The 22,405-nt window shown below is 64.6% G+C and carries 17 protein-coding genes and 1 tRNA gene; 10 read left to right on the forward strand and 8 right to left on the reverse strand.

Annotation, left to right across the window (positions count from 1 at the left end):
* Positions 1-46 precede the first annotated feature (46 nt).
* The 7 genes from ACCD07_RS13795 to ACCD07_RS13825 form a co-directional block, all read right to left on the reverse strand.
* Positions 47-3,202 (reverse strand): S8 family serine peptidase, encoded by a 3,156-nt coding sequence (locus ACCD07_RS13795; protein WP_413447645.1) that lies wholly within the window; start codon positions 3,200-3,202, stop codon positions 47-49.
* A 14-nt stretch (positions 3,203-3,216) separates the two neighbouring features.
* The gene (locus ACCD07_RS13800) at positions 3,217-3,957 is read right to left on the reverse strand and encodes an NF038120 family PEP-CTERM protein (RefSeq protein ID WP_413447646.1); all 741 of its coding nucleotides are present in this window, start codon (positions 3,955-3,957) and stop codon (positions 3,217-3,219) included.
* Between the two features lie 421 nt (positions 3,958-4,378).
* A complete protein-coding gene (pepN, locus tag ACCD07_RS13805) occupies positions 4,379-7,033 on the reverse strand; it encodes an aminopeptidase N (protein ID WP_413447647.1) in 2,655 nt (884 codons plus the stop codon).
* A 61-nt stretch (positions 7,034-7,094) separates the two neighbouring features.
* Positions 7,095-9,152: a prolyl oligopeptidase family serine peptidase gene (locus ACCD07_RS13810; protein WP_413447648.1), complete on the reverse strand. Its 2,058-nt coding sequence runs from the start codon at positions 9,150-9,152 to the stop codon at positions 7,095-7,097.
* 108 nt (positions 9,153-9,260) lie between these two features.
* The gene (locus ACCD07_RS13815; protein ID WP_413447649.1) at positions 9,261-9,989 is read right to left on the reverse strand and encodes a hypothetical protein; all 729 of its coding nucleotides are present in this window, start codon (positions 9,987-9,989) and stop codon (positions 9,261-9,263) included.
* 8 nt (positions 9,990-9,997) lie between these two features.
* The gene (locus ACCD07_RS13820; protein ID WP_176655451.1) at positions 9,998-10,786 is read right to left on the reverse strand and encodes a substrate-binding periplasmic protein; all 789 of its coding nucleotides are present in this window, start codon (positions 10,784-10,786) and stop codon (positions 9,998-10,000) included.
* Between the two features lie 89 nt (positions 10,787-10,875).
* Positions 10,876-11,133: a hypothetical protein gene (locus ACCD07_RS13825; RefSeq protein ID WP_413447650.1), complete on the reverse strand. Its 258-nt coding sequence runs from the start codon at positions 11,131-11,133 to the stop codon at positions 10,876-10,878.
* A gap of 102 nt (positions 11,134-11,235) precedes the next feature.
* On the opposite strand from ACCD07_RS13825, the gene ACCD07_RS13830 reads away from it, so the two are divergent.
* The 6 genes from ACCD07_RS13830 to ACCD07_RS13855 all read left to right on the forward strand — a co-directional run bounded on the left by ACCD07_RS13830 (position 11,236) and on the right by ACCD07_RS13855 (position 18,794).
* The gene (locus tag ACCD07_RS13830; RefSeq protein ID WP_413447651.1) at positions 11,236-11,814 is read left to right on the forward strand and encodes a TetR family transcriptional regulator C-terminal domain-containing protein; all 579 of its coding nucleotides are present in this window, start codon (positions 11,236-11,238) and stop codon (positions 11,812-11,814) included.
* A 93-nt stretch (positions 11,815-11,907) separates the two neighbouring features.
* A complete protein-coding gene (locus tag ACCD07_RS13835) occupies positions 11,908-12,618 on the forward strand; it encodes an SDR family oxidoreductase (protein ID WP_413447652.1) in 711 nt (236 codons plus the stop codon).
* A gap of 344 nt (positions 12,619-12,962) precedes the next feature.
* Positions 12,963-13,526, forward strand: a complete 564-nt coding sequence (locus tag ACCD07_RS13840; RefSeq protein ID WP_176655447.1) for a hypothetical protein — start codon at positions 12,963-12,965, stop codon at positions 13,524-13,526.
* A 122-nt stretch (positions 13,527-13,648) separates the two neighbouring features.
* Positions 13,649-15,031, forward strand: a complete 1,383-nt coding sequence (locus tag ACCD07_RS13845) for an MFS transporter (protein ID WP_413447653.1) — start codon at positions 13,649-13,651, stop codon at positions 15,029-15,031.
* Between the two features lie 72 nt (positions 15,032-15,103).
* Positions 15,104-17,473, forward strand: coding sequence for a prolyl oligopeptidase family serine peptidase (locus tag ACCD07_RS13850; RefSeq protein ID WP_413447654.1), 2,370 nt, complete (start codon positions 15,104-15,106; stop codon positions 17,471-17,473).
* Positions 17,474-17,483: 10 nt separating this feature from the next.
* Complete coding sequence (locus ACCD07_RS13855) at positions 17,484-18,794, forward strand: alpha-amylase family glycosyl hydrolase (protein WP_413447655.1); 1,311 nt, start codon at positions 17,484-17,486, stop codon at positions 18,792-18,794.
* An 8-nt stretch (positions 18,795-18,802) separates the two neighbouring features.
* Here ACCD07_RS13855 and ACCD07_RS13860 read toward each other — a convergent pair whose 3' ends face one another.
* Positions 18,803-20,203, reverse strand: a complete 1,401-nt coding sequence (locus ACCD07_RS13860) for a M20/M25/M40 family metallo-hydrolase (RefSeq protein WP_413447656.1) — start codon at positions 20,201-20,203, stop codon at positions 18,803-18,805.
* 124 nt (positions 20,204-20,327) lie between these two features.
* On the opposite strand from ACCD07_RS13860, the gene ACCD07_RS13865 reads away from it, so the two are divergent.
* The 4 genes from ACCD07_RS13865 to ACCD07_RS13880 all read left to right on the forward strand — a co-directional run bounded on the left by ACCD07_RS13865 (position 20,328) and on the right by ACCD07_RS13880 (position 22,348).
* A tRNA-Phe gene (locus ACCD07_RS13865) sits at positions 20,328-20,403 on the forward strand.
* Positions 20,404-20,581: 178 nt separating this feature from the next.
* Positions 20,582-21,091 carry a YybH family protein gene (locus tag ACCD07_RS13870; RefSeq protein ID WP_413447657.1) on the forward strand — a complete coding sequence of 170 codons (510 nt, stop codon included), beginning with the start codon at positions 20,582-20,584 and terminating at the stop codon, positions 21,089-21,091.
* A 182-nt stretch (positions 21,092-21,273) separates the two neighbouring features.
* Positions 21,274-21,717 carry a nuclear transport factor 2 family protein gene (locus tag ACCD07_RS13875; protein WP_176655439.1) on the forward strand — a complete coding sequence of 148 codons (444 nt, stop codon included), beginning with the start codon at positions 21,274-21,276 and terminating at the stop codon, positions 21,715-21,717.
* Between the two features lie 295 nt (positions 21,718-22,012).
* Complete coding sequence (locus ACCD07_RS13880; protein WP_413447658.1) at positions 22,013-22,348, forward strand: collagen-like protein; 336 nt, start codon at positions 22,013-22,015, stop codon at positions 22,346-22,348.
* Positions 22,349-22,405 lie beyond the last annotated feature (57 nt).

The following is a 22,405-nucleotide window of genomic DNA, read 5'->3' on the forward strand; positions in this document are numbered from 1 at the left end:
CCGCAGCAAACAGCCTGCGGGGCCCTTCTTCCTACGGCCGGAACAATCAGTCAGCCAGCACGGGCTTGCTGCGTGCGCTCTGGAACAGCGGCAACGGATCGGTGGTGTCGACATCGATCACCGTCGTGCCCTGCTTGACGCCGCCGATCAGGTAGTTCACCACGCCGACGTGACGCTTGCCCACCGGCAGGCCGGACCAGCTCATGCCCACCGAAGCGGTACCGCCGATGGTGGCCGCGCCAGGCATCAGCACCTTGAAGTTGCCGCCGGTCGAAGTAGGCTGCACCACCCAGCTCGACAGTGCATAAGTCGCCTGGCCGCCCACCGGCGCATAACCGATCACGCACACCTTGTAGTCGCCCGCCGCCGGCGCCAGCAGCTGCACCGCCTCGTTGGCGGTCGATCCGCCGCTGCTGCCGACCGCGGTCGTACCCTTGACCACGACCAGGTCGAGGTCGGAGTGGCCGTTGCCGGTCGTGTCGGCGTCGAACAGCGCGAAGCGCGCCATCAGCGTGCCGGCCGGGATGGTCACCGTATGCACGTTGACGCCGGTTGCGCCGCCCGCCGCGCACTGGCTGGTGGTGTTGGCCGCCGTGTTGGCCTGGCCGACGACACGCGATTCCTGGACCGCTGGAATCAGGCCGCCCTTGACGCTGCTCATGCTGCCGGCGAAACCGGTGCCCACGGTCAGGATCTTGCTGCCGGTGGTCGCTTCGCTATACACCGACGCTGCCGCCGCCAGCGCGCTGCCGCGCACGGTCAGCGGGCTGCGCACGGTGTGCACGCCGTCGGTCCATACCAGCTTGCCGTAGACCCAGGTGTCGATCGGCGCGTTGGTGCGCGTGATCTTGACCGTGAAGGTGCCCTTGGCGCCCGCGCCCAGCACCAGCGTTGCCGGCTGCACGTCGACCGTGTAGCCCGGTACCGAAGCGGCGGCGTTGTAGGTCGCGCTGGTGGCGCCGACGTTGGTGACGGTGCGGGTCAGCGTCATCGAGCCGAGGACGTTGCCGGCCGTCAGCGAAGCCAGGTTCAGGTTCTGCGCGGTGATCGGTCCGCCGGCCGCCGAGCATTGCGCCGCCGTGTAGACCAGGTTCTGGCCGCACAGGAAGCGCACGTAGTCGACCGGCGCGATGTCGTACACCAGGCCGGGATCGGCCGCCGAGGTCGGCGCGATATGGCCGGCGCCCTGGCCCCACGGCAGGGTGCCGGTGGTCCTGGCGGTGGCGTCCCAGGCCATGGCGCCGTTCTGGCCATCGGCGAAGGTGTCGGTCGCGGTGGTCATCAGCGCCGACTTGATGGCGGCCGGGGTCCAGTCCGGATGACGCTGCTTCAGCAACGCGGCGATGCCCGCCACGTGGGGCGACGCCATCGAGGTGCCGGTGTAGAACGCCCAGTTGACCGATGGCGCCACGCCGCCGGCGGCTACGGCATTGCGCTGGTCGCGGGTCAGGTCGGCGGACACGGCGGCCAGGATGTCGGTGCCGGGCGCGGTCAGGTCGGGCTTGAGGATGTTGGCGTTGGCCACGTTCGGGCCGCGCGACGACGAGCCGTTCATGATCGGCGCCTTGACGGTGGCGTCCAGCGCGGCGTGCAGGTTGCCCAGCGAGCCGGTGGCGCCGGCCGGATTGGCGGCGATGTAGTTCTTGACCACCGCGCCGTCTTCCTTGGTGATGTGGATCGTCGAGATCGAGTGCGCCTGGTTCAGGATGGTGGTGGCGCCGCCCTCCACGTTGGCGATGATCACGCCGACCGCGCCGGCGGTCTTGCCGTTCGCGCTCTTGTTGACCAGCACGTTGTTGCCGCGGTCGCAGACCAGGATCTTGCCCGACACCTTGGCCGGATCGAGCAGGGCGGGCTGGCCGTCGGCCGCGCCGAAGCAGCGGCTCAGATTGATGTCGGCCGGATCGACGCCGGCCAGGCCGGCGTCCTTGGCCAGGATCAGCGGCGCCGACGGCGTGTTGGCGTTGCCCGAAGCGCCGCTGACGGTGGCGCCGCTGCCCAGCACGGCGTCGGCCAGGTAGATACGGTTGTGGGTCGAGTTGCCGACCGTGGTCAGCCACGGGCTGATGTGGGAGGCCGGCGCCGGCGCGGTCGAGGTCGGACCGGAGTTGCCGGCCGAAGCGGCGACGAACACGCCGGCCGCCGCCGCGCCCAGGAAGGCTTGCTCGGTCGCTTCGTTGAAGGTGCCGCCGCCGGAGCTCGGGCCGATCGAGAAGTTGATGACATTGACGCCATCCTTGACCGCCTGGTTGATCGCCGAGACGCTGTTGGACGTGGCGCAGCCGTTCTTGGCGGTGGCGCCGTCGGTCCAGCACACCTTGTAGGCGGCGATGCGCGCGCGCGGCGCCATGCCGGTGATCTTGCCCAGGTTGACGCCGCCGGTGGTCACCGTCACGCCGTTGTTGCCGCCGGCGGTGCTGGCGGTATGGTCGCCGTGGCCGCCCGACCCTTCGGTGCCGGCCACCGAATCGCGCGCCGACAGGAACTCGGTCCAGTGCAGCGTCTGCGACGGCGCCTTGTAGTAGCGCGCGCCGATCAGCTTGTTGTTGCAGTTGTTGGCGCCGAAGCCTTCGCCGATGTCGCAGCTGCCCTTCCAGCTGGCCGGCGGCGCATCGTAGACGCGGGTCGCGCCGCTGTGGCTGGGGTTGCCGTTGTCGTCGACGCGGTCGGCAAAGCTCGGCTGCTCAGGCCAGATGCCGCCGTCGACGATGCCGATGATCATGTTCTCGCCGGACGCGCCCTTGCCGCCCAGCTGTTCCCACAGGCCGCCGGCCTTGTCGAGGCCGAGGAAGCTCGGGGTGTAGCTGGTGTCGAGCTCCATCATCGAGTCGGCGGTGATGGCGGCCACGCCGCTGTTCTTTTTCAGCGCGCGCACTTCATCGTCGGTCAGCATCGCGGCAAAGCCGTTGAACACCACGTCGTACTTGTGGGTGATCTCGGCGGCGCTGATGGTGTTGATGACGTCGTTCTGCTTGGCGTCCAGATAGGTGAGGTAGGCCTGCACGTCGGCGGCGTCGACATCGAGGCGCTGGCCTTGCGGCGGCATGGTGGCGGCCAGGCCGGCCACCTGGCCGGTGTAGGTGGCGACCGGCTTGTCGGTCAGCTGCACGATGTACGAATGGCGCTCGGCGTCGGCGAAGGCCGAACTGGCAACCGTCGCCAGCAACATCAGGATGGCGGAGGAAATAGGACGAAGTTTCATGTGTGGTCTCGTGCTCAGGCGTTGATCGAAGCGGCTTTTTTTGCGCGGCGGCGCGACAACAGGCTGATGACGGCCAGGCCCAGGCCCATCATGGCGTAGGTTTCCGGCTCCGGCACGGCGGCCAGGTTCAGGTTGTCGATGCTGAACTGCGCCTGGTTGCCGGCCGGGTGGACGCAGCTGGCGCCATCGAACAGGCAGGCGCCGATGGTCACGCTGCTGAAGGCGGTGCTGCCGAAGTCATGGCTCAGCACGGCGCCGAGGAAGGGCGACTGGCCGCCGATCAGCGCCGGGAAATCGTAGTTGAAGGAGACCGTGCCGCCACCTACCTTTTGTCCCACCACCGTCATCTGGCCGTAGGAATAGCCGGCCAGGCCGCCGACCGGCGGCAGGAAGGCGTAGTCCACGCTGTAAAGGCGGAATGCCTGGTTGTCGGCGCGGCTGACCTTCAGGGTGCCGTCGTTGAGACCCATGTAGAAGTAGCTGCCGTTGCCGGTCGGGCACGCGGCAATTTCGCACAGGTAGGGATCGCTGCCGTTGCCGACGCCGCCGGCGAAACCGGTGCCGGTCTCGCTGGCCGGGGTATCGATGACCGTCATGTTGTAGCCGGCTTCGCTGAAGGTCTCGGTGCCGTTGTAGATGGCAGAGCCTATCGTTTCAAAGTTGATGGTGTCCGCCATGGCCGGTGCGGCGCCCATCAGCGCCAACGCGCCGAACGTAGCGGCGCCGATCGTTTTCAGTTGCGTGAAATGGTTCATTCTCTTGCCTTGTGGTTTGGTTAAGCCATGGCCCGCCCGGTCTGTGCGCCAGCTGGTACCCGTTTCTACTTTTAAAAAGTAACAATTAATATATCAAACGAGCACCGCAGCAATGCTGAAATGCTAAGCTTAATTGTTTTCTTATGTTTCAATAAAACCAAACAAAATACGGCTGGCGCTATGTAAGCGAGGTCATCCACTAGTCACAAAATCATGTTAATTTTGGTATATTTGTGTTGTTATTTCACAAAAAACAGCAAAGATACTGAAAATTCGTATCGCATTGAAATAACCGGTAAAAATAGCCATCGTCCGCCAAGTACGTATATAAAGATGATTTTATGCGGTCATCGAACGACAACCGGCGGGGTAAAAAAAAAGCCAGCCGGACGGCTGGCTTTCGAGGTCTAACGACCGGCAATTAAAATACTGTCATCGCTTTCTTAATGGCAACACAGCGTTCATCTTCCTGATGAGTTACCAAAAGGGAACGTTTTGTGCCAGCAGACAAATCTTTCAATTTAACAATTGTCGCTTGCAAACGCTGGACGCTGGCCGGCGTGCACGCGGCCGGTATCATCGAGGTGGCGTAGCTGCGCATAAAGACCGGGCCGGCATCCTTGTCGACCTGGCCCAGCGTGGCCAGGCGCTGGTTGGCGCTCAGCTCGTTCAAGGCGCCCTGCTCGGCAGGATACATGCTGCTCATGGCCGTGCGGATCTTGGAGAACGGCAGCTTGGTCTTCAGGTCGGCGATCGTCGCCAGCCATTCGGCCTTCACCTTGGCGTCCGGCTGGGCCACGGTGGCGGCCAGCGCGGCCGACTGGCCGCTGTCGGACTTGTCGCGCTCCTGCTCTGCCGTCAGCAAGGCCGCCGCGCCCGGATAGGCGTAGCGGTTCAGGTGGCCGACGATTTCCCAGCGCACGTCCTGGCTGACGTTCAGTCCCTCCACCACCAGCTTGCCGCTGAGGATGTCGGCCATCTGCTGCAACGCGGCCGGGCTGCTGGCCACGCCCATGAACAGCGAGAACCAGCGGCGCTGGAAGTTCTTGTCGCCGCTGGACGCCTGCATGGCGGCAAACGCCATCTGCTCCAGCTGCGCGCCGACCTGCGCGTTGTAGGCCGCGGCGGACGGTCCCATCAGGTCCAGGTAATGCTTGGACGCGCGGATCTTGCCGACGATGTCGCCCAGCAAGGTGTAATCCTTCTCGGCCGGCGCATTGGCCAGCGCGGTCTTGAGGAAGTCGTTGAGCGGCAGTTTGGCATCGCGCACGCTGTCCCACAGGCTTTGCCAGAGCATCGAGCGCAGCAGCGGATCGTCCACCTTGCTCAGGCTGGCCTGCGCGGTGGCGAACGACTTCTTGTCCAACTGCACCTGGGCATAGCCCCAGTCCTGGTAGTTCGGATACACCAGGTCCGGACAAGCGGCGCCCTTCAGTTCCGGCACGGCGGTGCTGGCGCCCTGGTAGGTGACGGCCACGTTCTTGCTCAGCGCAAGACCCTGCGCGCCCAGGTTGAACAGGCCGATCTGCACGCGCTGCTCGCGCAAGGTCGGCATGGCCTTGGTCGGCGCCGCCTGGCGCAGCTTGAAGGCGCTGATCTTGCCGCCGGCGCAGCTGAACTCGGCCGCGATGGTGTTGACGCCAGGCTCGTACAGCCACTGCTTGGTCCAGCCGCTCAGGTCGCGGTGCGCGGCCTCGCCCAGGCTGCCGATGAAGTCGTCCAGCCTGGCGTTCTGGTACGAGTACTTGACCAGGTAGTTGTGCACGCCCTGGCGGAACACTTCCTCGCCCAGCAGGTGGCGCAGCTGCTTCAGGGTCGACGCGCCCTTGGAATAGGTGATGGCGTCGATGTTGTCGAAGGCGTTGGCGGTCGACGGCACCGGCGTCTCGATCGCGTGCGTGGTCACGCGCTGGTCCTGCACGTAGGCGCCCTGCTTGGCGCCCGAATAGAAGCCCTGCCAGGCGTTGCTGAACTCGGTCGATTCGGCGGTCGCCAGGGTGCCCATGAAGGAGGCGAAGGATTCGTTGAGCCACAGGCCATTCCACCATTTCATCGTCACCAGGTCGCCGAACCACTGGTGGGCCATCTCGTGCATGATGACGCCGGCCAGGCTCTGCTTCTGCGCCGCCGTCATTTCCTCCTTGTACAGGAAGCCGCGCTCGGCGAAGGTGATGGCGCCGGCGTTTTCCATCGCGCCGTACAGGAAGTCCGGCACCAGCAGCTGGTCGTATTTCTCGAACTGGTAAGGCACGCCGAAGTAGTTGTCGAAGAAGGCCAGGCCCTGCTTGGTGTACTTGAACCAGTCCTGCGGCGACACCTGCGCCGCCACCGACTGGCGCGCGAACAGGCGCATCGGGTACTTGCCGCTGTTGTCTTCCCACACCTTGTACGGACCGGCGTGCATCGAGAAGTTATAGGTGCTCAGCTTCTTGGTGCGCGGGAAGGTCCAGCGACGGGTAGCGCCGATCTCCTGGATGCCGGTCTCGCGCTTGGTCGACGACACCACCCAGTCGCCCGGCGTGGTGACGGTGACTTCGTACGTGCCCTTCAGGTCCGGCTGGTCGAACAGCGGGAACATCTGGTGCGCGGCGGCCGGCTCGAAGTGCGAATAGGTGTAGACGCGGCCGTCGACCGGGTCGACCATGCGGTGCAAGCCTTCGCCGTTGGTGCTGTGCGGGCGCTGGTAGGCGATGGTGACGCGGTTGCGGCCGGCCTTCAGGTCGGCCGGGGCGATGGTGATGAACCACTGGTTGTATTGCGGCGCGACGGCCTTGCCGTTGACCGTCATGCTGGCGATGGTCGCCTTGTCGAGGTCGATGGTCAGCGGCTGGCTGGCGTCGCTCAGATCGAAGTCCAGTGTGGTGGTGCCGGAGAAGGTCTCCTTGCCGGTCAGTACAAACTCCAGCGTGTAGTCGACATTGGCCACGCGCGCCGAGCGGGCGGCGGCGTCGGCTTGCGACAGGAAGGCGTTTTCGGCGCGCGTGGCGGTGCCAGCGGCGGCTGTAGCGGCGGCCGGCGCGGCCTGGGCGGTGCTGTAGGCCAGCGCGACGGCGGCAACGATCAATGTTTTTTTCATGTTCTGTCCTTGAATGCGGCAACGCCCGCGTCGTCGCGGGCGTTGTGTCGTTAAACTGGTTTTATTTTTTCAGGTAGGTATCGAGCCAGTCGATCACCGTGTGGTGCCACAGCACCGAGTTGGCCGGCTTCAGCACCCAGTGGTTCTCGTCCGGGAACACCATCAGCTTGCTCGGCACGCCACGGCGCTGCAGCGCGGTGAAGGTGCCCAGGCCTTGCGCGGTCGGGATGCGGAAGTCCATGTCGCCCTGCACCACCAGCATCGGCGTTTTCCAGTTTTTCACCTTCAGTGCCGGATTGAACTTCTCGTGCAGTTCCGGCACGTCGTAGTAGGCGCCGCCGTTTTCCCATTCGGTGAACCAGATTTCCTCGGTGGCGTAGGCCATGCCGCGCGTGTCGAACACGCCGTCGTGGTTGACGATGCACTTGAAGCCGTCGGACCAGTTGCCCTCGATCCAGTTCATCATGAAGCCGCCGTACGACGCGCCCAGCGCGCAGCTGCGCTCGCGGTCCAGCCACGGGAATTTCTGCACCGCGGCCGCCAGGCCTTTTTGCAAGTCTTCCAGCGGCTTGCCGCCCCAGTCGCCGCTGATCGAGTCGGTGAACTTCTGGCCGTAGCCGGTTGAACCGTGGAAGTCGATGAACACGGTGGCATAGCCGGCGCCGGCATACACCTGCGGATTCCAGCGGTAGCTCCACGAGTTGCCGAAGCTGCCCTGCGGGCCGCCGTGCACCAGGAAGGCGATCGGATACTTGACGCCGGGCTGCGCGTTCCACGGCTTCATCACGTGGCCGTAGACGGTCTCGCCGTTGGCGCCAGTGAAGGAGAACTGCTCGTACTCGCCGAACTTGACGTCGGCCAGCGCGGCCGCGTTCAGCGTGGTCAGCTGCGCCGCCTTGTCAGCCGTGCCGCCGAGCTTGAACTTGTACAGCTGCGCGCCGGACGACAGGTTGGCCTGCGCCATGACGACCGTGTCGCGCGCGACGTCGAAGGCGCTGACATAGCCGTTGCCGGTCAGCGGCGCCACCTTGCCGCTGGCGGCGTCGATGGCGAACAGGCGGTGCTGGCCGACGTCGTCGGCCGTGGCCAGCAGCGTCTTGCTGTCGGGCGTCCAGCGGTAGTCGGCGACCGAGCGGTCCCAGCCGTCGGCGACGGTGCGCTTCTTGCCGCTGGCGACGTCGATCAGCACCAGGTGGAAGCGGTCGGCCTCGAAGGTCGGCTTGTCCATGGCCAGGTAGGCCAGCGTCTTGCCATCCGGCGAGTAGATCGCTTTCGTGTCCCAGGCCTGGTTGTCGGCGGTCAGGTTCTTGGGCGCGCCGCCGTCGGCCGGCACGGTGTAGACGTCGAAGTTGGTCGACCACGCTTCGGTCTTGCCGGCGATGCGGGCCGAGAACGCGATGGTCTTGCCGTCCGGGCTGAAGTGATATTCGTCGTGGTCGCCGAACGGCTTGGACGGCACGTCGCCGTCAAGCATGCCGGACAGGCTGACCGGCTGCGCGCTGACCTTGCCGGTGGCGTCGATCGGCGCCGAGTACAGCACGTTGGTGCGGCCATCGGCCCAGGTGTCCCAGTGGCGCACGAACAGCTTGTCGTAGACCTTGCCGCTGGCCTTGTTCTTGCCCTGCGCATCGAGGCGGGCCTTGCTGCAGGCCAGGTCGGCGCAGTCGCGGAACACGGCCACGCTCAGCGCCAGCCGGTCGCCCTGCGGCGACAGGCGGAAGTTCTCGACGTCCAGCGCCAGGTCGGTGACCTTGGCCGCTTCGCCGCCGGCCAGCGGCAGGCGCCACACCTGCTGCGAGCCCGAGCGGGCCGACAGGAAGTAGACGGCGTCTCCGGCCGGCGACCATTCCGGATCGCTGCTGCTGGCGTCGGCCTGGGTCAGGCGCACCGGCGCCGCCTTGGGCGCGCGCAAGTCCAGCATCCACAGCTGGGTGTTGCCCCGGTTCTTGTCCATATTGGTCGAGCGCACGGTGTACACCACGCGGGTGGCGTCCGGCGACAGCGCCGGGCTGCCGACGCGCTCCATCCTGACCAGGTCTTCTACGGTGAAGCCGCGCGGCGCGGCAATTGCGCTGGACGCCGCGACGGCGGTGCCGAGCAGCAGCAGAGGTAATCTCATTCGGTGATCTCCGACGTTTATAAGAAATGGCCGGCTCGTGGCCGGCTGTCGGACATCATACCAAGAGTGCGGCGCAGCAAGCAAAACTGTTACTTTATGCTACTTGGGCTACTTGCCGCCGCGTGCCTGCCTGATCGCATCCCAGTACGCCTCGACCTGCGCCTGGTTCTTTTGATAAAACGCCTTGTTGACGATCAGATACATCGGCGTGACGATGAAGGGGCGCGGCAGCATCTCGATCTGGCCCCGGTACTTGTCGGCGATCAGCGCCTCGCCCTCGCCCTGCTGGGTCACGACGGCCGCCACGCGGTTTTGCGCCAGCATGGCAAACACTTGTTCCGGACTGCCGCCGCTGTCGTCGATGACGACGTTAAGCTGGCGCAACAGCGCCACGTGCAGCAAGCCCGGCTGGGTGCCGACCGGCTGCCGCCCCAGCCCGTGGAAGCGCCGTCCATCCCACTCCACCGTGCCGCCCTGGCGGCGCGACACCGAGAAGTTCAGCTCGCCGACGGCGCGGCTGGTGTCCGGCTGCGAGCCGGCCATCGGGAAGGCGCCGTACGAGGTCCGGTCTTCGATGAAGGCGGCCAGCATGGCGTCCACCTGGCCGGTGCGCAGCTGCTCCATGCAGTCGAAGCGCGGCTTGACCACGTTTTGTATCAGCACCGGCTGCAGCCTGGAGGCGCGGCGCAACAGCTCCTGCGCCTGGCCGCTGCCGTCCGGCAAGGTCATCGGCGGGAATGGATGATCGAAGATGCACATCTTCAGCGTCAGCGGCGCGCCGAGAGCGGGCGCGGACAACGACAACCCCAGCAACAATGACAGCAGCAGGCGGCGCATGGATTCCCTCACTTGGTGACCGGTTCATGGTGGCGGATCGCGAAGGCCGCGATATGCGCCGGGTAGTAATGCTGAAACCATTTCCACAACGTGCCCTGCGCCGCCTGCCGCAGCAGCTGGTGCAGCTGCGCCTGGTCGGCCTTGCTCAACGAGCGGCGCGACACATAAATGCCGCTGTCGGTCGGCGGCAAGCCGTCCAGCGCCGAGAACCGCACCTGGCCGGCAAAACCCGCCATCTCCGGATCCTCGTTCAGCGAGGTCAGAAATATCGTCGGCGCGACAACGGTAAAGTCGGCCCGCCCCGCCTTCATCATGCGCGCCACCATCAGCGGCGCCGCCGCATACGACACGCGGCGCTGCGCCTCCAGCTGCTCCATCAGCGCGTTGTATTCGTTGCCGAACACATAGCTGCGCACCACCACGCCGCGCCAGTCCGGGTGCGCCAGCAGTTCGGCCACGCTGGCCGCGCGCACCGGGCCGTTCTTGTTGCTGATCAGCGCCATCTTCAGCTTCATCATCGGCACGAAGTCGGCCTGGCTGTCGCGCTCGTCGCTGCGCGAGGCCGGCAACAGCAGGTCGGCCTCGCCGGACTGCAAAAACATATACGAAATGCGCGCCCGCGGAATCACCGGGAAGGCAAACTCGCAACCGGCTTTCTTGCCCAGTTCCCGCAACGCGTCCGGGAACACGCCAGACACCTTGCCGCCGTCGATGATGACGCTGAAGCCGGTCGGCGCCACCGGCACCACTATGGTCCGGGAACAGCCCGCCCACGCCGGCGCAGCGGACAGCAGCATAGCTAAACCGGCAAGAATGAACAAACGGGGAAGCAAGCGGACTCCGGATCGACTGCGGAGTTCCTATTCTAGCCCAACTGCAACTGTAACTAGCGCCGGCTGCCTGGATCGGTCGGCATCGTGAAACGCTTCTGGTCCAGCAACTCCTTGGCATCGACCGTCTGCACGTCCGGATTGGCCGAGCAATCGCGGCGCGTGATCGAGCTGCCGGTCGGCGCGTCGGCGTTGCGGTTGCACTTGGCCGTTTTCGCCGTGGCCACAGCCTCCGGCGCCGCCTCCGGGGTCGACGCGCAGCCCGCCAGCAGCGCCAGGGAAATCCAGATACCGGTTGATGCCATTGCCTTCATTACACAATCCTCTTAACCATAAGTAAAAAACTATCGGTATGCTATCACCTCCATAGGAAAAAAGCCTTTGACTTTTTTAAGACGACCAGTCATATTACACACATGCCTAAACCTAACGTCAAAGAGCAAATCGTTACCACCAGCCTGAACCTGCTGCACAGCAAAGGGTTCAATGCAACCAGTGTGCAAGACATCACGGAAGCGGCCGGTGTACCGAAGGGCTCGTTCTACAACCACTTCGCCAGCAAGGAAGCGCTGGGGATCGAAGTGTTGCAGCGTTATGCCAGCGTGGCCGGGGAGCACCTCGCGGTGCTGGACGATACGGCGCTGGAACCCAAGGCCAGGCTGGCACGGTATTTCGGCTTGCTGATCGAAGCCAACGCCGTCAACGACTACAACTGCGGCTGCCTGCTGGGCAACTTCAGTTCGGAATTGTCGAACCAGATCCCGGCGATCCGCACGGCGCTCAGGGATTCCTACGACGAATGGAGCGCCAGGTTGGCGGTGCTGATCGCCGAGGCGCAGCGCGGCGGCAGCGTCAGCACGGCACAGCCGGCGCTGGAACTGGCCAACTTCATCATCGACGCATGGCAGGGCGCCGTGCTGCATGCGAAGGCGGCCAAGAGCCGGGCGCCGCTGGAGCGTTTCCTGGTCATGACGCTGGACCGGATTTTGATGTAGTTTGAGGTAACTCATGCAGTACCGTTTTTTTTTCGCTGTTTTTTTAAGATGACCGGTCATATTTATATTTTTAACCACACCAAAGGAACTATCATGAACTTCAAAGATGCCGTCGTACTCGTCACCGGTGCCAACCGCGGCCTGGGCAAAGCCCTGGCGCAAGCCGCCCTCAACGCCGGCGCGCGCAAGGTCTATGCCGGCGCCCGCAATCCCGCCGCCGTCACCCTGCCGGGCGTGACGCCGATCAAGCTGGACGTCACCAGCGAGGCCGACATCGCGGCCGCAGTGCAAGCCATCCCCGACCTGACCATCCTGATCAACAACGCCGGCATCTCCTCCGGCGGCGGCGTGACGTCGCCTGAGGCCATCGCGACCGCCCGCCTGGAGCTGGAAGCCAACTTCTTCGGCCCGCTGGCCCTGAGCAACGCCTTTGCCCCGACGCTGAAGCGCAACGGCGGCGGCGCCATCGTCAACATCCTGTCCGCGCTGAGCTGGATCAGCCTGCCGAGCACCGGCACCTACAGCGTGTCGAAAGCGGCCGCCTGGGCGCTGACCAACGGCCTGCGCGGCGAGCTGTTCGCGCAAAACACGCAAGTGCTGGGCGCGCACATGGGCTATATGGACACCGACATGACCGCCGGCATCGATGCGCCGAAAGCGGCGCCGGCCGACGTCGCGCAGGCCATCGTCACCGCGCTGGAGGCGGGCGAGTCCGAAGTGCTGGCCGATGACACGGCGCGTCAAGTCAAGGCAGGCTTCGGCTTGCCCCGCAGCGCCTATCTGGGCGCGCCGCTGGGCGCCTGATTTCGCCGCAATGCAGCATAGAGCCGCGGCGAAAAATCGCCGCGGCTGATACAAATTATTTTTGATCGCCGTAATAAATCACGTATTTTCGCGCGCAAAAAAGGTGCATAATTTCCTACTCAGACAGGAAGAGTACGCACGATCACGACCGGCTTGACGTGCATACAACTCGTTTTCCCCGCCGGTAATCTTCGCTATGTTATTGACACACCAGCAGATGTGAACAATTGTAAATCGACGTGGAATGAGCCCGCCTCGGGGCTAAGGTAACACTCCTCACCTCGGGCGTGTCCACCATCCGACGTTGCCGCGCAGCCGAAGTCAGACGAAATACGGGAAACGTTATGCTTACTGCCACCTATGTCTTGTTGACACTATCTATCGAACAGAAGAAGGAACGCCACTTCATCTCGCGGCTGCTGCAGTACGTGCAGTCGATCGCCCGCCGTCCGCAGGAAATCGATCCTGTGTTCATCGAATCCCAGCTCAAGGAATTGACCAGCTTTGCCGAGGCGCGCCACCAGCGCAAGGTCGAAGCCTGCCTGATGCCGGCCGTGCGCGCGGCCGACAGCAATTGCGCCGCGCTGATGAACGATATGGAATCGCTGAGCAAGCTGGGCGGCGCGATGCTCAACGCGGTGCACAAATGCCTGCGCCGCGCGATGCGCCGCAGCGCCTCGCAGGGCAAGTTCCTGTGCCGCACCGTCGATCTGTATTGCCAGAACCTGCTCAAGCGGCTGGACAAGGAAGAGCAGGAACTGCTGCCGCTGGCGCAGAAGGTCATCTCCAGCGAGGAGTGGTTCGAGATCGGCAGCATGTTCCTGGCGCAGGAAGAAGACGATGCCGCCAGCCAGCCGGAACTGCGTCCGCGCCGCACCCGCATCTATTCCAGCGGCGCCGCCGCCTGAAGTCCCCTGTTGTATTGAGCGGCGCCAAGCGCCGGGAGCTTGCCTAAGCTTTTAGGTGCGGCTAATATCGGCAGCATGCAGACCGATTCCGCCATCGCATCCACCGCGCCGGCAGCCGCACCATGAGCGCGGGCGCCAAGCTGCTGCATCTGCGCGGCGCCGCCGGCATGGACGCCATCTATCGCAAGATCAGCTGGCACCTGCTGCCCTTGCTGATGCTGGGCTATGCGCTGGCATGGCTGGACCGCGTCAACATCGGCTACGCGCAATCGCAGATGCGGCACAGCCTCGGTTTCGGCGACCAGGCCGCCGCCTGGGGCGCCGGCCTGTTCTTCCTCGGCTACTGCCTGTTCCAGCTGCCCTGCAATCTGCTGCTGCAAAAAATCGGCGCGCGCAAAATGCTGCCGCGCCTGTTGCTGTGCTGGGGCCTGGCTTCCGCCGCCGCCGCCTTCGTCCGCACGCCCTTCCAGTTCTACGCGCTGCGCTTTGTGGTCGGCGTGTTCGAAGCCGGCTTCTTCCCCGGCGTGATCTACTATCTGAGCTGCTGGTACCCGGCCGCGCGGCGCGCCCGCGTGTACGCCATCTTCGCCACCGCCGCGTTGATCGCCGCGGCCGCCGCCGCGCCGCTGTCCGGCTACACGCTGCAGGCGCTGCACGGCCAGGGCGGCCTGCAGGGCTGGCAATGGCTGCTGCTGACGCAAGGCTTGCCCGCCGCGCTGTTGGGCGTGGCGGTCTGGCTGTGTCTCGACGAGCAGCCGGACGACGCGGACTGGCTGTCGCCGTTCGAACAGCAGATGGTGGAACAGGACCTTGAACGCGACGAGGCGCAGCATGGCGCCGCGGCGCGGGATGCCGATGCCGGCCCCGCCGCCATCGGCTGGACATTGGCGCGCGATCCGGCCATCGCCCTGCTGGCCGTATCCAATCTATTGCTGATCGGCGCAGGCTACGCGCTGGCCGCGCTGGCGCCGGACCTGCTGCGGCGCTGGGGCGCCGACGGCGCCGACATCCAGCCGGCCTGGCTGGCCGTGCTGCCGTATGCGGCCGGCGTGGTCGGCATGGTCGCCATCGGCCACGACTCGGACCACCGCCACGAACGGCGCGGCCACTTCGTCGCCTGCATGGTGCTGGCCGCCGGCGGGCTGGGACTGGCGATCGCCGCCAACGACGGCCTGGCATGGTCGCTGGCCGGGCTGTCGCTGGCGGTGCTGGGCGTCGCGTCGGCCGCGCCGCTGCTGCTGGCGATACTGGCCGGCCTGCTGCCGCGCCGCCACGCCGCGATCGGCATCGCGCTGATCGGCACCGCCGGCGGCGCCGGTGGCGCCTTCGGTCCCGCGCTCGGCGCGCGCCTGCTGAACTGGGGCGGCAGCGCCGTCATGCTGGCGGCGCTGATCGGCGTCTGCCTGACGGCCGGCGTGATGCTGCTGCTGGCGCTGCGCCTGTCGCCGCACCGCAGCGGCCCGGACGCCAAGCATGGCACTTCCGACAAGATGGCCCGCAACTGAGGCTTGGGCTAGAATCTTGGACGCGCCGCGATCCGGCGCTCCCGTTCACCCAACCTCAAAGCGAACCTACCAATGCGTTTTGTCCTGCCCCTGTTAGCCGCCACACTGGCCGGCTCCCTTGCCGCCAGCGCCGGCGCCACTCCCACCCCGATCACGCTGGACCAGGCCATGGCCAATCCCGACTGGATCGGCAACCCGGTCGAAGCGGCATGGTGGGGCTGGGACAGCCGCCAGGTCTACTTCAAGCAAAAGCGCGCCGGCTCGCCACTGCGCGACACCTTCCAGATCGCCACACCGTACGCAGCGAAGAAGGTGGACGACAAGCAGCTGGCCAACCTGGACAGCGCCGATCCGGTCTACAACCGCGACCGCACGCGCGCCATCCTGCTGCGCAACGGCGACCTGTTCGAGCGCGACCTGAAGACCGGCGCTCTGACGCAGATCCTGCGCGGCACCACGCCGGCGGCCGATCCGCAATATGCCGCCGACGGCGCCCACGTGCAGTTCCGCGTCGCCAGCGACTGGTTCAGCTGGAGCCGCGGCGAGCGCCTGGTGTCGCCGGTCGCGCTGCTGCGCACCGCCAAGGATCCCGACGCCGCGCCGGACGCCGACACCCGCCGCGACCTGCAACTGCGCCTGATGTCCACGCTGGCGCGGTTGAAGGAAGAGAAGGACGCCACGCGCGACCGCCGCAACGAAGAGCGCGGCGCCGACGCCACCCGCGCGCCGCTGCCGGTCTACCTGGGCGACAAAGTCACCATCGACGCCAGCTCGCTGTCGCCGGACGGCCGCTACCTGCTGGTGGTCACCAGCGCCAAGGACGGCGACAAGCGCCGCATCGGCAAGCTGGCCAAGTACGTCACCGAATCGGGCTACGAGGAAACCGACGACCAGCGCAAGCGCGTCAGCGATACCGGCCCGCAGGCGCAGCAACTGAAACTGGTTGAACTGGCGACCCGCAAGGTGACCGAGCTGTTGTTCGACACCCTGCCCGGCATCAACGTCGATCCGCTGGCCGAGCTGCGCGCCGCGCACAAGCTCGATCCGCTCAAAGGCAACCGCGGCATCCGCTTCGAGTCCCGCCAGGAGTCGATCCACTGGACCGCCAACGGCGCCCAAGTGGCGGTGATGGCGCAGGCGATCGACAACAAGGACCGCTGGATCGCCACCGTCGACCTGGCGGCAGCCAGGCTGAAACCGGTGCACCGCCTGAGCGATGCCGCATGGGTCAACAATCGCGGCAACGATTTCGGCTGGCAGCCGGACAACAGCACGCTGTGGTACCAGTCGGAAGAAAGCGGCTACGCCCATCTGTACGCGATGACGGCCGACGGCAAGTCGCGCGCGCTGACCTCCGGCAAATGGGAAACCAGCGCCATCGAATGGAACGCCGACGGCAGCACCGCCTACTTCCTGTGCAATCCCAAGCTGCCGGGCACCTATGAAGTCTGCTCGGCCTCGGCCAAGGACGGCGCGCTGCGCGAGCTGACGTCGCTGGGCGGCGTAGAAAGCTTCGCGCTGTCGCCGGACGGCCGCAAGCTGCTGGTACGCTACTCGGCCGCCTACATGCCGACGCAGATCGCCACCGTCGCCAGCAGCGGCGGCGCCGCCACCCAGCTGACCGACACCCGTACCGCCGACTACAAGGCGCGCGAATGGGTCGCGCCGCAAATCGTCGCCGTACCGTCGACGCACGGCGCCGATCCGGTCTGGGCCAAGCTGTATCGCCCGGCCACCTTGGAAGCGGGCAAGAAATATCCGGTGGTGATGTTCGTGCACGGCGCAGGCTACCTGCAGAACACCACCAAGCGCTATCCGGTCTACTTCCGCGAGCAGATGTTCCACAACCTGCTGGTGGAAAAAGGCTACATCGTGCTGGACATGGACTACCGCGCCTCGCTTGGCTATGGCCGCGACTGGCGCACGGCGATCTACCGCCAGATGGGCCATCCGGAACTGGAAGACTACATCGACGGCTTGAACTGGCTGATCGCCAACCACCAGGGCGACGCCAAAAACGTCGGCATCTACGGCGGCAGCTACGGCGGCTTCATGACCTTCATGGCGATGCTGCGCGCGCCGGAACAGTTCAAGTCCGGCGCCGCGCTGCGTCCCGTCACCGACTGGACCACCTACAACCACGAGTACACCGCCAACATCCTGAACACGCCGGACCTGGACCCGGACGCGTACAAGGTGTCGTCGCCGATCGAATACGCCGACAAACTGCAGGGCAACCTGCTGATCGCCCATGGCATGATCGACGACAACGTGTTCTTCCAGGATTCCGTGCGCATGGCCCAGCGCTTCATCGAACTGAAAAAAGACAACTGGGAACTGGCCCCATACCCGATGGAACGTCACGGCTTCGTCCACCCGGAGAGCTGGTACGATGAATACCGCCGCATCTACCAGCTGTTCGAACGCACGTTGAAACAATAAAAGGAGACGCATGAAAAAGCTTGCCGCCTTGCTGCCGCTGGCAGCCCTGTTGTGCGGGCCGCTCGCGGTCCACGCCGAGAACAGCACCGTGAAGCACCCGGCCTGGAGCCGCAGCTCCAACATCTACGAAGTCAATCTTCGCCAGTACAGCAAGGAAGGCACGCTGAACGCCTTCAGTGCCACGCTGCCGCGCCTGAAGGCGATGGGCGTGGACATCATCTGGCTGATGCCGATCCACCCGATCGGCCAGCAGAACCACAAGGGCACGCTGGGCAGCTACTACGCGGTCAAGGACTACACCGCCGTCAACCCGGACTACGGCACCATGGACGACCTGCGCAAGATGGTCAAGCAGGCGCACGCGCTGGGCATGCACGTGATACTGGACTGGGTCGGCAACCACACCGCCTGGGACAACCCGTGGGCCACCCAGCATCCGGACTGGTACAAGAAAAACGACAAGGGCGAAATCTATTCCGTCACCTTCAAGAACGAAGCGGGTGGAACCGAGGAATGGACCGACGTCATCGGCCTCGACTACGGCAACAAGGCGCTGTGGAAGGGCATGACCGACGCCATGGCCTACTGGGTGCGCGAAGCGGGCATCGACGGCTTCCGCTGCGACGCCGCCGGCCTGGTGCCGACCGAGTTCTGGAACCAGGCGCGCGCGCAGCTGGACAAGATCAAGCCGGTGTTCATGCTGGCCGAATGGAACGAGCCGGCGCTGCACGAGAAGGCCTTCGACGCCAGCTACGACTGGCCGCTCAACGAGATCATGAAAAAAATCGGCAAGGGCCAGGCCGGCGCGGCCGAACTGAAAGCCTTCGTGGCCAATCCACCGAAGGCCTACCCGCGCGACGCCTACCGTCTGCAGTTCACCAACAACCACGACATCAATTCGTGGCAGGGTTCCGACAAGGACCTGTACGGCCCGGCCTACGGCGCGATGGCGGTGCTGAGCTACACGCTGCCCGGCATGCCGCTGATCTACAGCGGCCAGGAATCGCGGCTGGAGAAAAAGCTGGAGTTCTTCGAAAAAGATCCCATCGACTGGAAGACCTATGAGCTGGAAGGCTTCTACGCCGGCCTGAATCAGCTGAAGAAGGAGAACGCCGCGCTGTGGAACGGCGCCAGCGGCGCGCCGGTGCAGGTGCTCGACGTCGGCAACGACCAGCTGTTCGCCTTCAAGCGCCAGCAGGGCAACAACAACGTGCGCGTGATCGTCAACCCGACCGGCACGCTGCAGAAATACAAGCTGGCCGGCGACGAAGGCCAGGCAGTGCTGAAACCCTGGCGCTGGCGCATCATCGTGCCTGAATAACCCCGGGGTTATTCCGTGGCCAGGCGCTTGCCGAGGCGGTACAGGTACTCCTGGCCGTCGTACAGCGACTTGACGCGGATGTGTTCATTCAGGCCGTGCGCGCCGCTGCCTTCCGGGCCGTGGAACATGCCGCTGATGCCGTAGGTCCAGATGCCGGCGCTGTTCAGGAAGCGGCCGTCGGTGCCGCCGGTCGACATCGTCGGAATCACCGGCACGCCCGGCCACATGTCGTTGCTGATTTCCTCGACCGCCTTCATCAGCGCCGGCGTCAGCGGCGGCATCGGGCTGGCCACGCCTTCGCCGATGCGGGTGATCTTGATCTGGTCGTCGGCCACCACGCGCTGCAAGGTCGCCTGCACTTCCTCGATCGGCTCGCCCGGCAGGATGCGGCAGTTGACGGTGGCGCGCGCCCGCTGCGGCAAGGCGTTGTCGGCATGGCCGGCGTTGACCTGGGTCGCCACGCAGGTGGTGCGCACGGTGGAGTTGTGCGAAGGACTCAGCGTGTACAGGCGCTCCAGCGCCGCCTCGTCCGGCGGATTGTTGAGGATGGCCTTCATGTCGGCCGCCACCTGGCCTTTTTCGATGGTCGACATCTTCTCGTAGAAGGCGCGCGTGACGTCCGACAGCTTGAACGGGAAGGCGAACTTGCCCAGGCGCGACAGGCCGTCCGCCAGGTGGTAGATGGCGTTGTCGCGGTACGGCGCCGAGCTGTGGCCGCCCGGATTGGTGACTTCCAGCTGGAAGCTCTGGTAGACCTTCTCGCCGGCCTGGATGCCGTGGCGTACCGGCTTGCCTTCCTTGTCCAGCAGGCCGCCGCCGCCTTCGTTCAGCGTGATCTCGGCGTCGATCAGGGCGCGGTGGTGGTTGAACAGGTATTCGACGCCGTCGAACTTGGTCGGCACCATCTCTTCGTCGCAGGTCAGCGCCATGACGACGTCGCGCTTGGGCGCCAGCTTTTCCTTTTTATAGCGGATCATGTTGGCGACGAACGACGCGGCCATGGCCTTGTCGTCCGACGAGCCGCGCGCGTAGAACATGCCGTCTTCCTCGACCAGCTTGAACGGATCGCGCAGCCAGTCCTCGCGGTTGGCCTCCACCACGTCGATGTGGGCCAGCAGCAGCAAGGGCTTCTTGCTGCCGTCGCCCTTGATGCGGGCGACCAGGTTGCCCTTTTTCGGCCCGCCGGGCGGCACGATCAGGTGCAGGTCGGCGTCCTTGAAGCCGGCGTCCTTGAGGCGCTTGGCCATCTTGTTGGCGGCCACGGTGCACGAGCCGATCGAATTGGTGGTGTTGGTTTCCACCAGCTCCTGGTAAATCTCGCGCATCTGTTTTTGCACCGGCGTCAGCTCGGCGCCATGCACCGCGCCAGTGAACGCCAGCCCCGCCAACAACCAAGTCGCCTGTTTCATGTTGTCCCTGTCGAATGAGATAGCCGAAACGACCAAATTTATACCTCGACATTATTGCTGTCAATAAAAGTCGCAACTGGCCCTTGTCAACCCCCGGGGACCGTCTGCTATAATTGCGGCCCTTGGCCTGGTAGCTCAGTTGGTAGAGCAGAGGATTGAAAATCCTTGTGTCGGTGGTTCGATTCCGCCCCGGGCCACCAAGAACATACCTCACGCAACGCCCACTCATGCAAGTGGGCGTTGTCGTTTGTGGGTTCCGTAGTCCTGACTCCGAGTCAGCGGATGCTCGTTTGCCGATTCCGATCGCACTTGACTAACGCAAAACCATCGCTAATATGTCAATATGGCTTTATTTGCAATGTCAACTGGAGAGCATTGATGCGATTCCGACTTGTGCTTGCGTTGTTTACGACCCTGGCGGTGACGGATCTGTCGTCCGCTCGTGCGGCCCCTTCGGATGACGAGTTGGCGATACAGCAAGTCGAAAGTCGTTGGCAGGACGCCTGGAACCGCCACGATATGACGACGCTTTCCAGCCTCTTCACCGATGACGCCGATTTTGTGCAAGTCAATGGCCGGAGATGGATCGGACCTGCCGAGATCAAGAAAAACCATGCACTAGTCCACGAAATGATGTTCAAGGATAGCGTGTGGACTAACCTGAAATTGGATATACGCTTTCTAAAGCCGGACGTCGCCGTTGCCCACCAGGCGTGGGGGCTGCGCGGTGATAAAAATCCGGACGGCACGCCGCGCACGCCTCGCGAAGGTTTGTTTACCCAGGTATTTGTCAAGCGCGACGGTCATTGGCTTATCTCCGCTGCCCATAACACGAATATCGCTGTTGTTCCTGGGAGTCCCGTAGCAGGCGCCCCGCCACCAAAATAAAAATCCATGCGTCGCATAGGTCCGCTCCGTCTGAACCTTCTGCATGACAAACTTTTCGGCTGACGCCCCAAGCCCGCCCTTGCTTGACTTCCTTTTGCGGAGTATTAGGCTATCTGAATCGACTACCGCGACATGACCATCCGCGACTGTCGTCGGCTAGCCGACAACATCGGGAGGCTTACATGAGCACACAGGAAAACAAGCAAGTGGTGATGGAGGGCTATCAACACTACAAAAACGGCGAGATCCAGCTGCTGCTGGACCGCTATCACGAGGACGCCGAGTGGGTCACTCCGGAATCCGAGTTGATACCATTCTCCGGCAACTTCCATGGCAGGTCGGGCATTGCGCAGTTCTTCGCCAAACTCGGCGCCGCCTTGCAAACCATCAGGTTTGAACCCACACAATTCATTGCCGAGGGCGACAAGGTCGTGGTCATCGGCGAAGGCAGTTGGCAGGCCAAGCCAACCGGCCGCGAATATGACAGTCCCTGGGTTCACGTATTCTCTTTGCGAGACGGCAAAGTGGCCCGGTTCGAGGCGTTCTACGACACAGCGGCAAGCGAAAGAGCGTTCCAGCCCGGCCAAGCGGGCCAGCAATCAACCGCTGCCGAAATGCATCATTAATGGCCCTAAAACGCCAACCCACGCAACGCAGGTTGGCGTTTTCGTTTGCGGATCTCCCCCCACCATCCGCTATGTACGGAAACGAACGGTTCGCCTCGGCATTAGAGCGCATGCTTCAAACCTACCACCAACGCCTGCCCCGCCGTATCGTCCATGACGTGGCGGCCACGGCCACTTGGCCATAGTCTCATTCCCTCACACCGCCCTGCGAAACTCGCGCCCGACGCCGTCGAGCCGTTCCGCACACGGCGGCGCAGTCTCTCCCAAAGGATTCATCATGAAACACGCCCTGATCTTGCTCGCGCTTACCTCCACCTTCGCCCTGACCGCCTGCCAGCGCGAAACGCCGCCGCCAGTGGTGCAAGTGGTCGCTGGTCCCGCCGGCGCGCCTGGCGCTACCGGTGCGACTGGCGCCACGGGTGCCGAGGCTCGTCCCGGCGCTACCGGCGCCACGGGTGCCACCGGCGATAGCGGAGCGCCAGGCTTTGACGGTGCCAAAGGTGCCACCGGCACCTCGGGAGCCGATGGCGCCAAGGGCGAAGCTGGTGCTACCGGCTACGACGGCGCCAAGGGCGACACCGGCGCAAAAGGTAAAACCGGCGACACCGTAATCGTCGTTCCACAACGCTAATACCACAGCCGCATCAGGCAACACCGGGTACTCCAGCGAAGGAATAGTGGACTTATT

This window comes from Duganella sp. Dugasp56 (assembly GCF_047304105.1).
GTDB classification, from domain to species: domain Bacteria; phylum Pseudomonadota; class Gammaproteobacteria; order Burkholderiales; family Burkholderiaceae_D; genus Rugamonas; species Rugamonas hordei.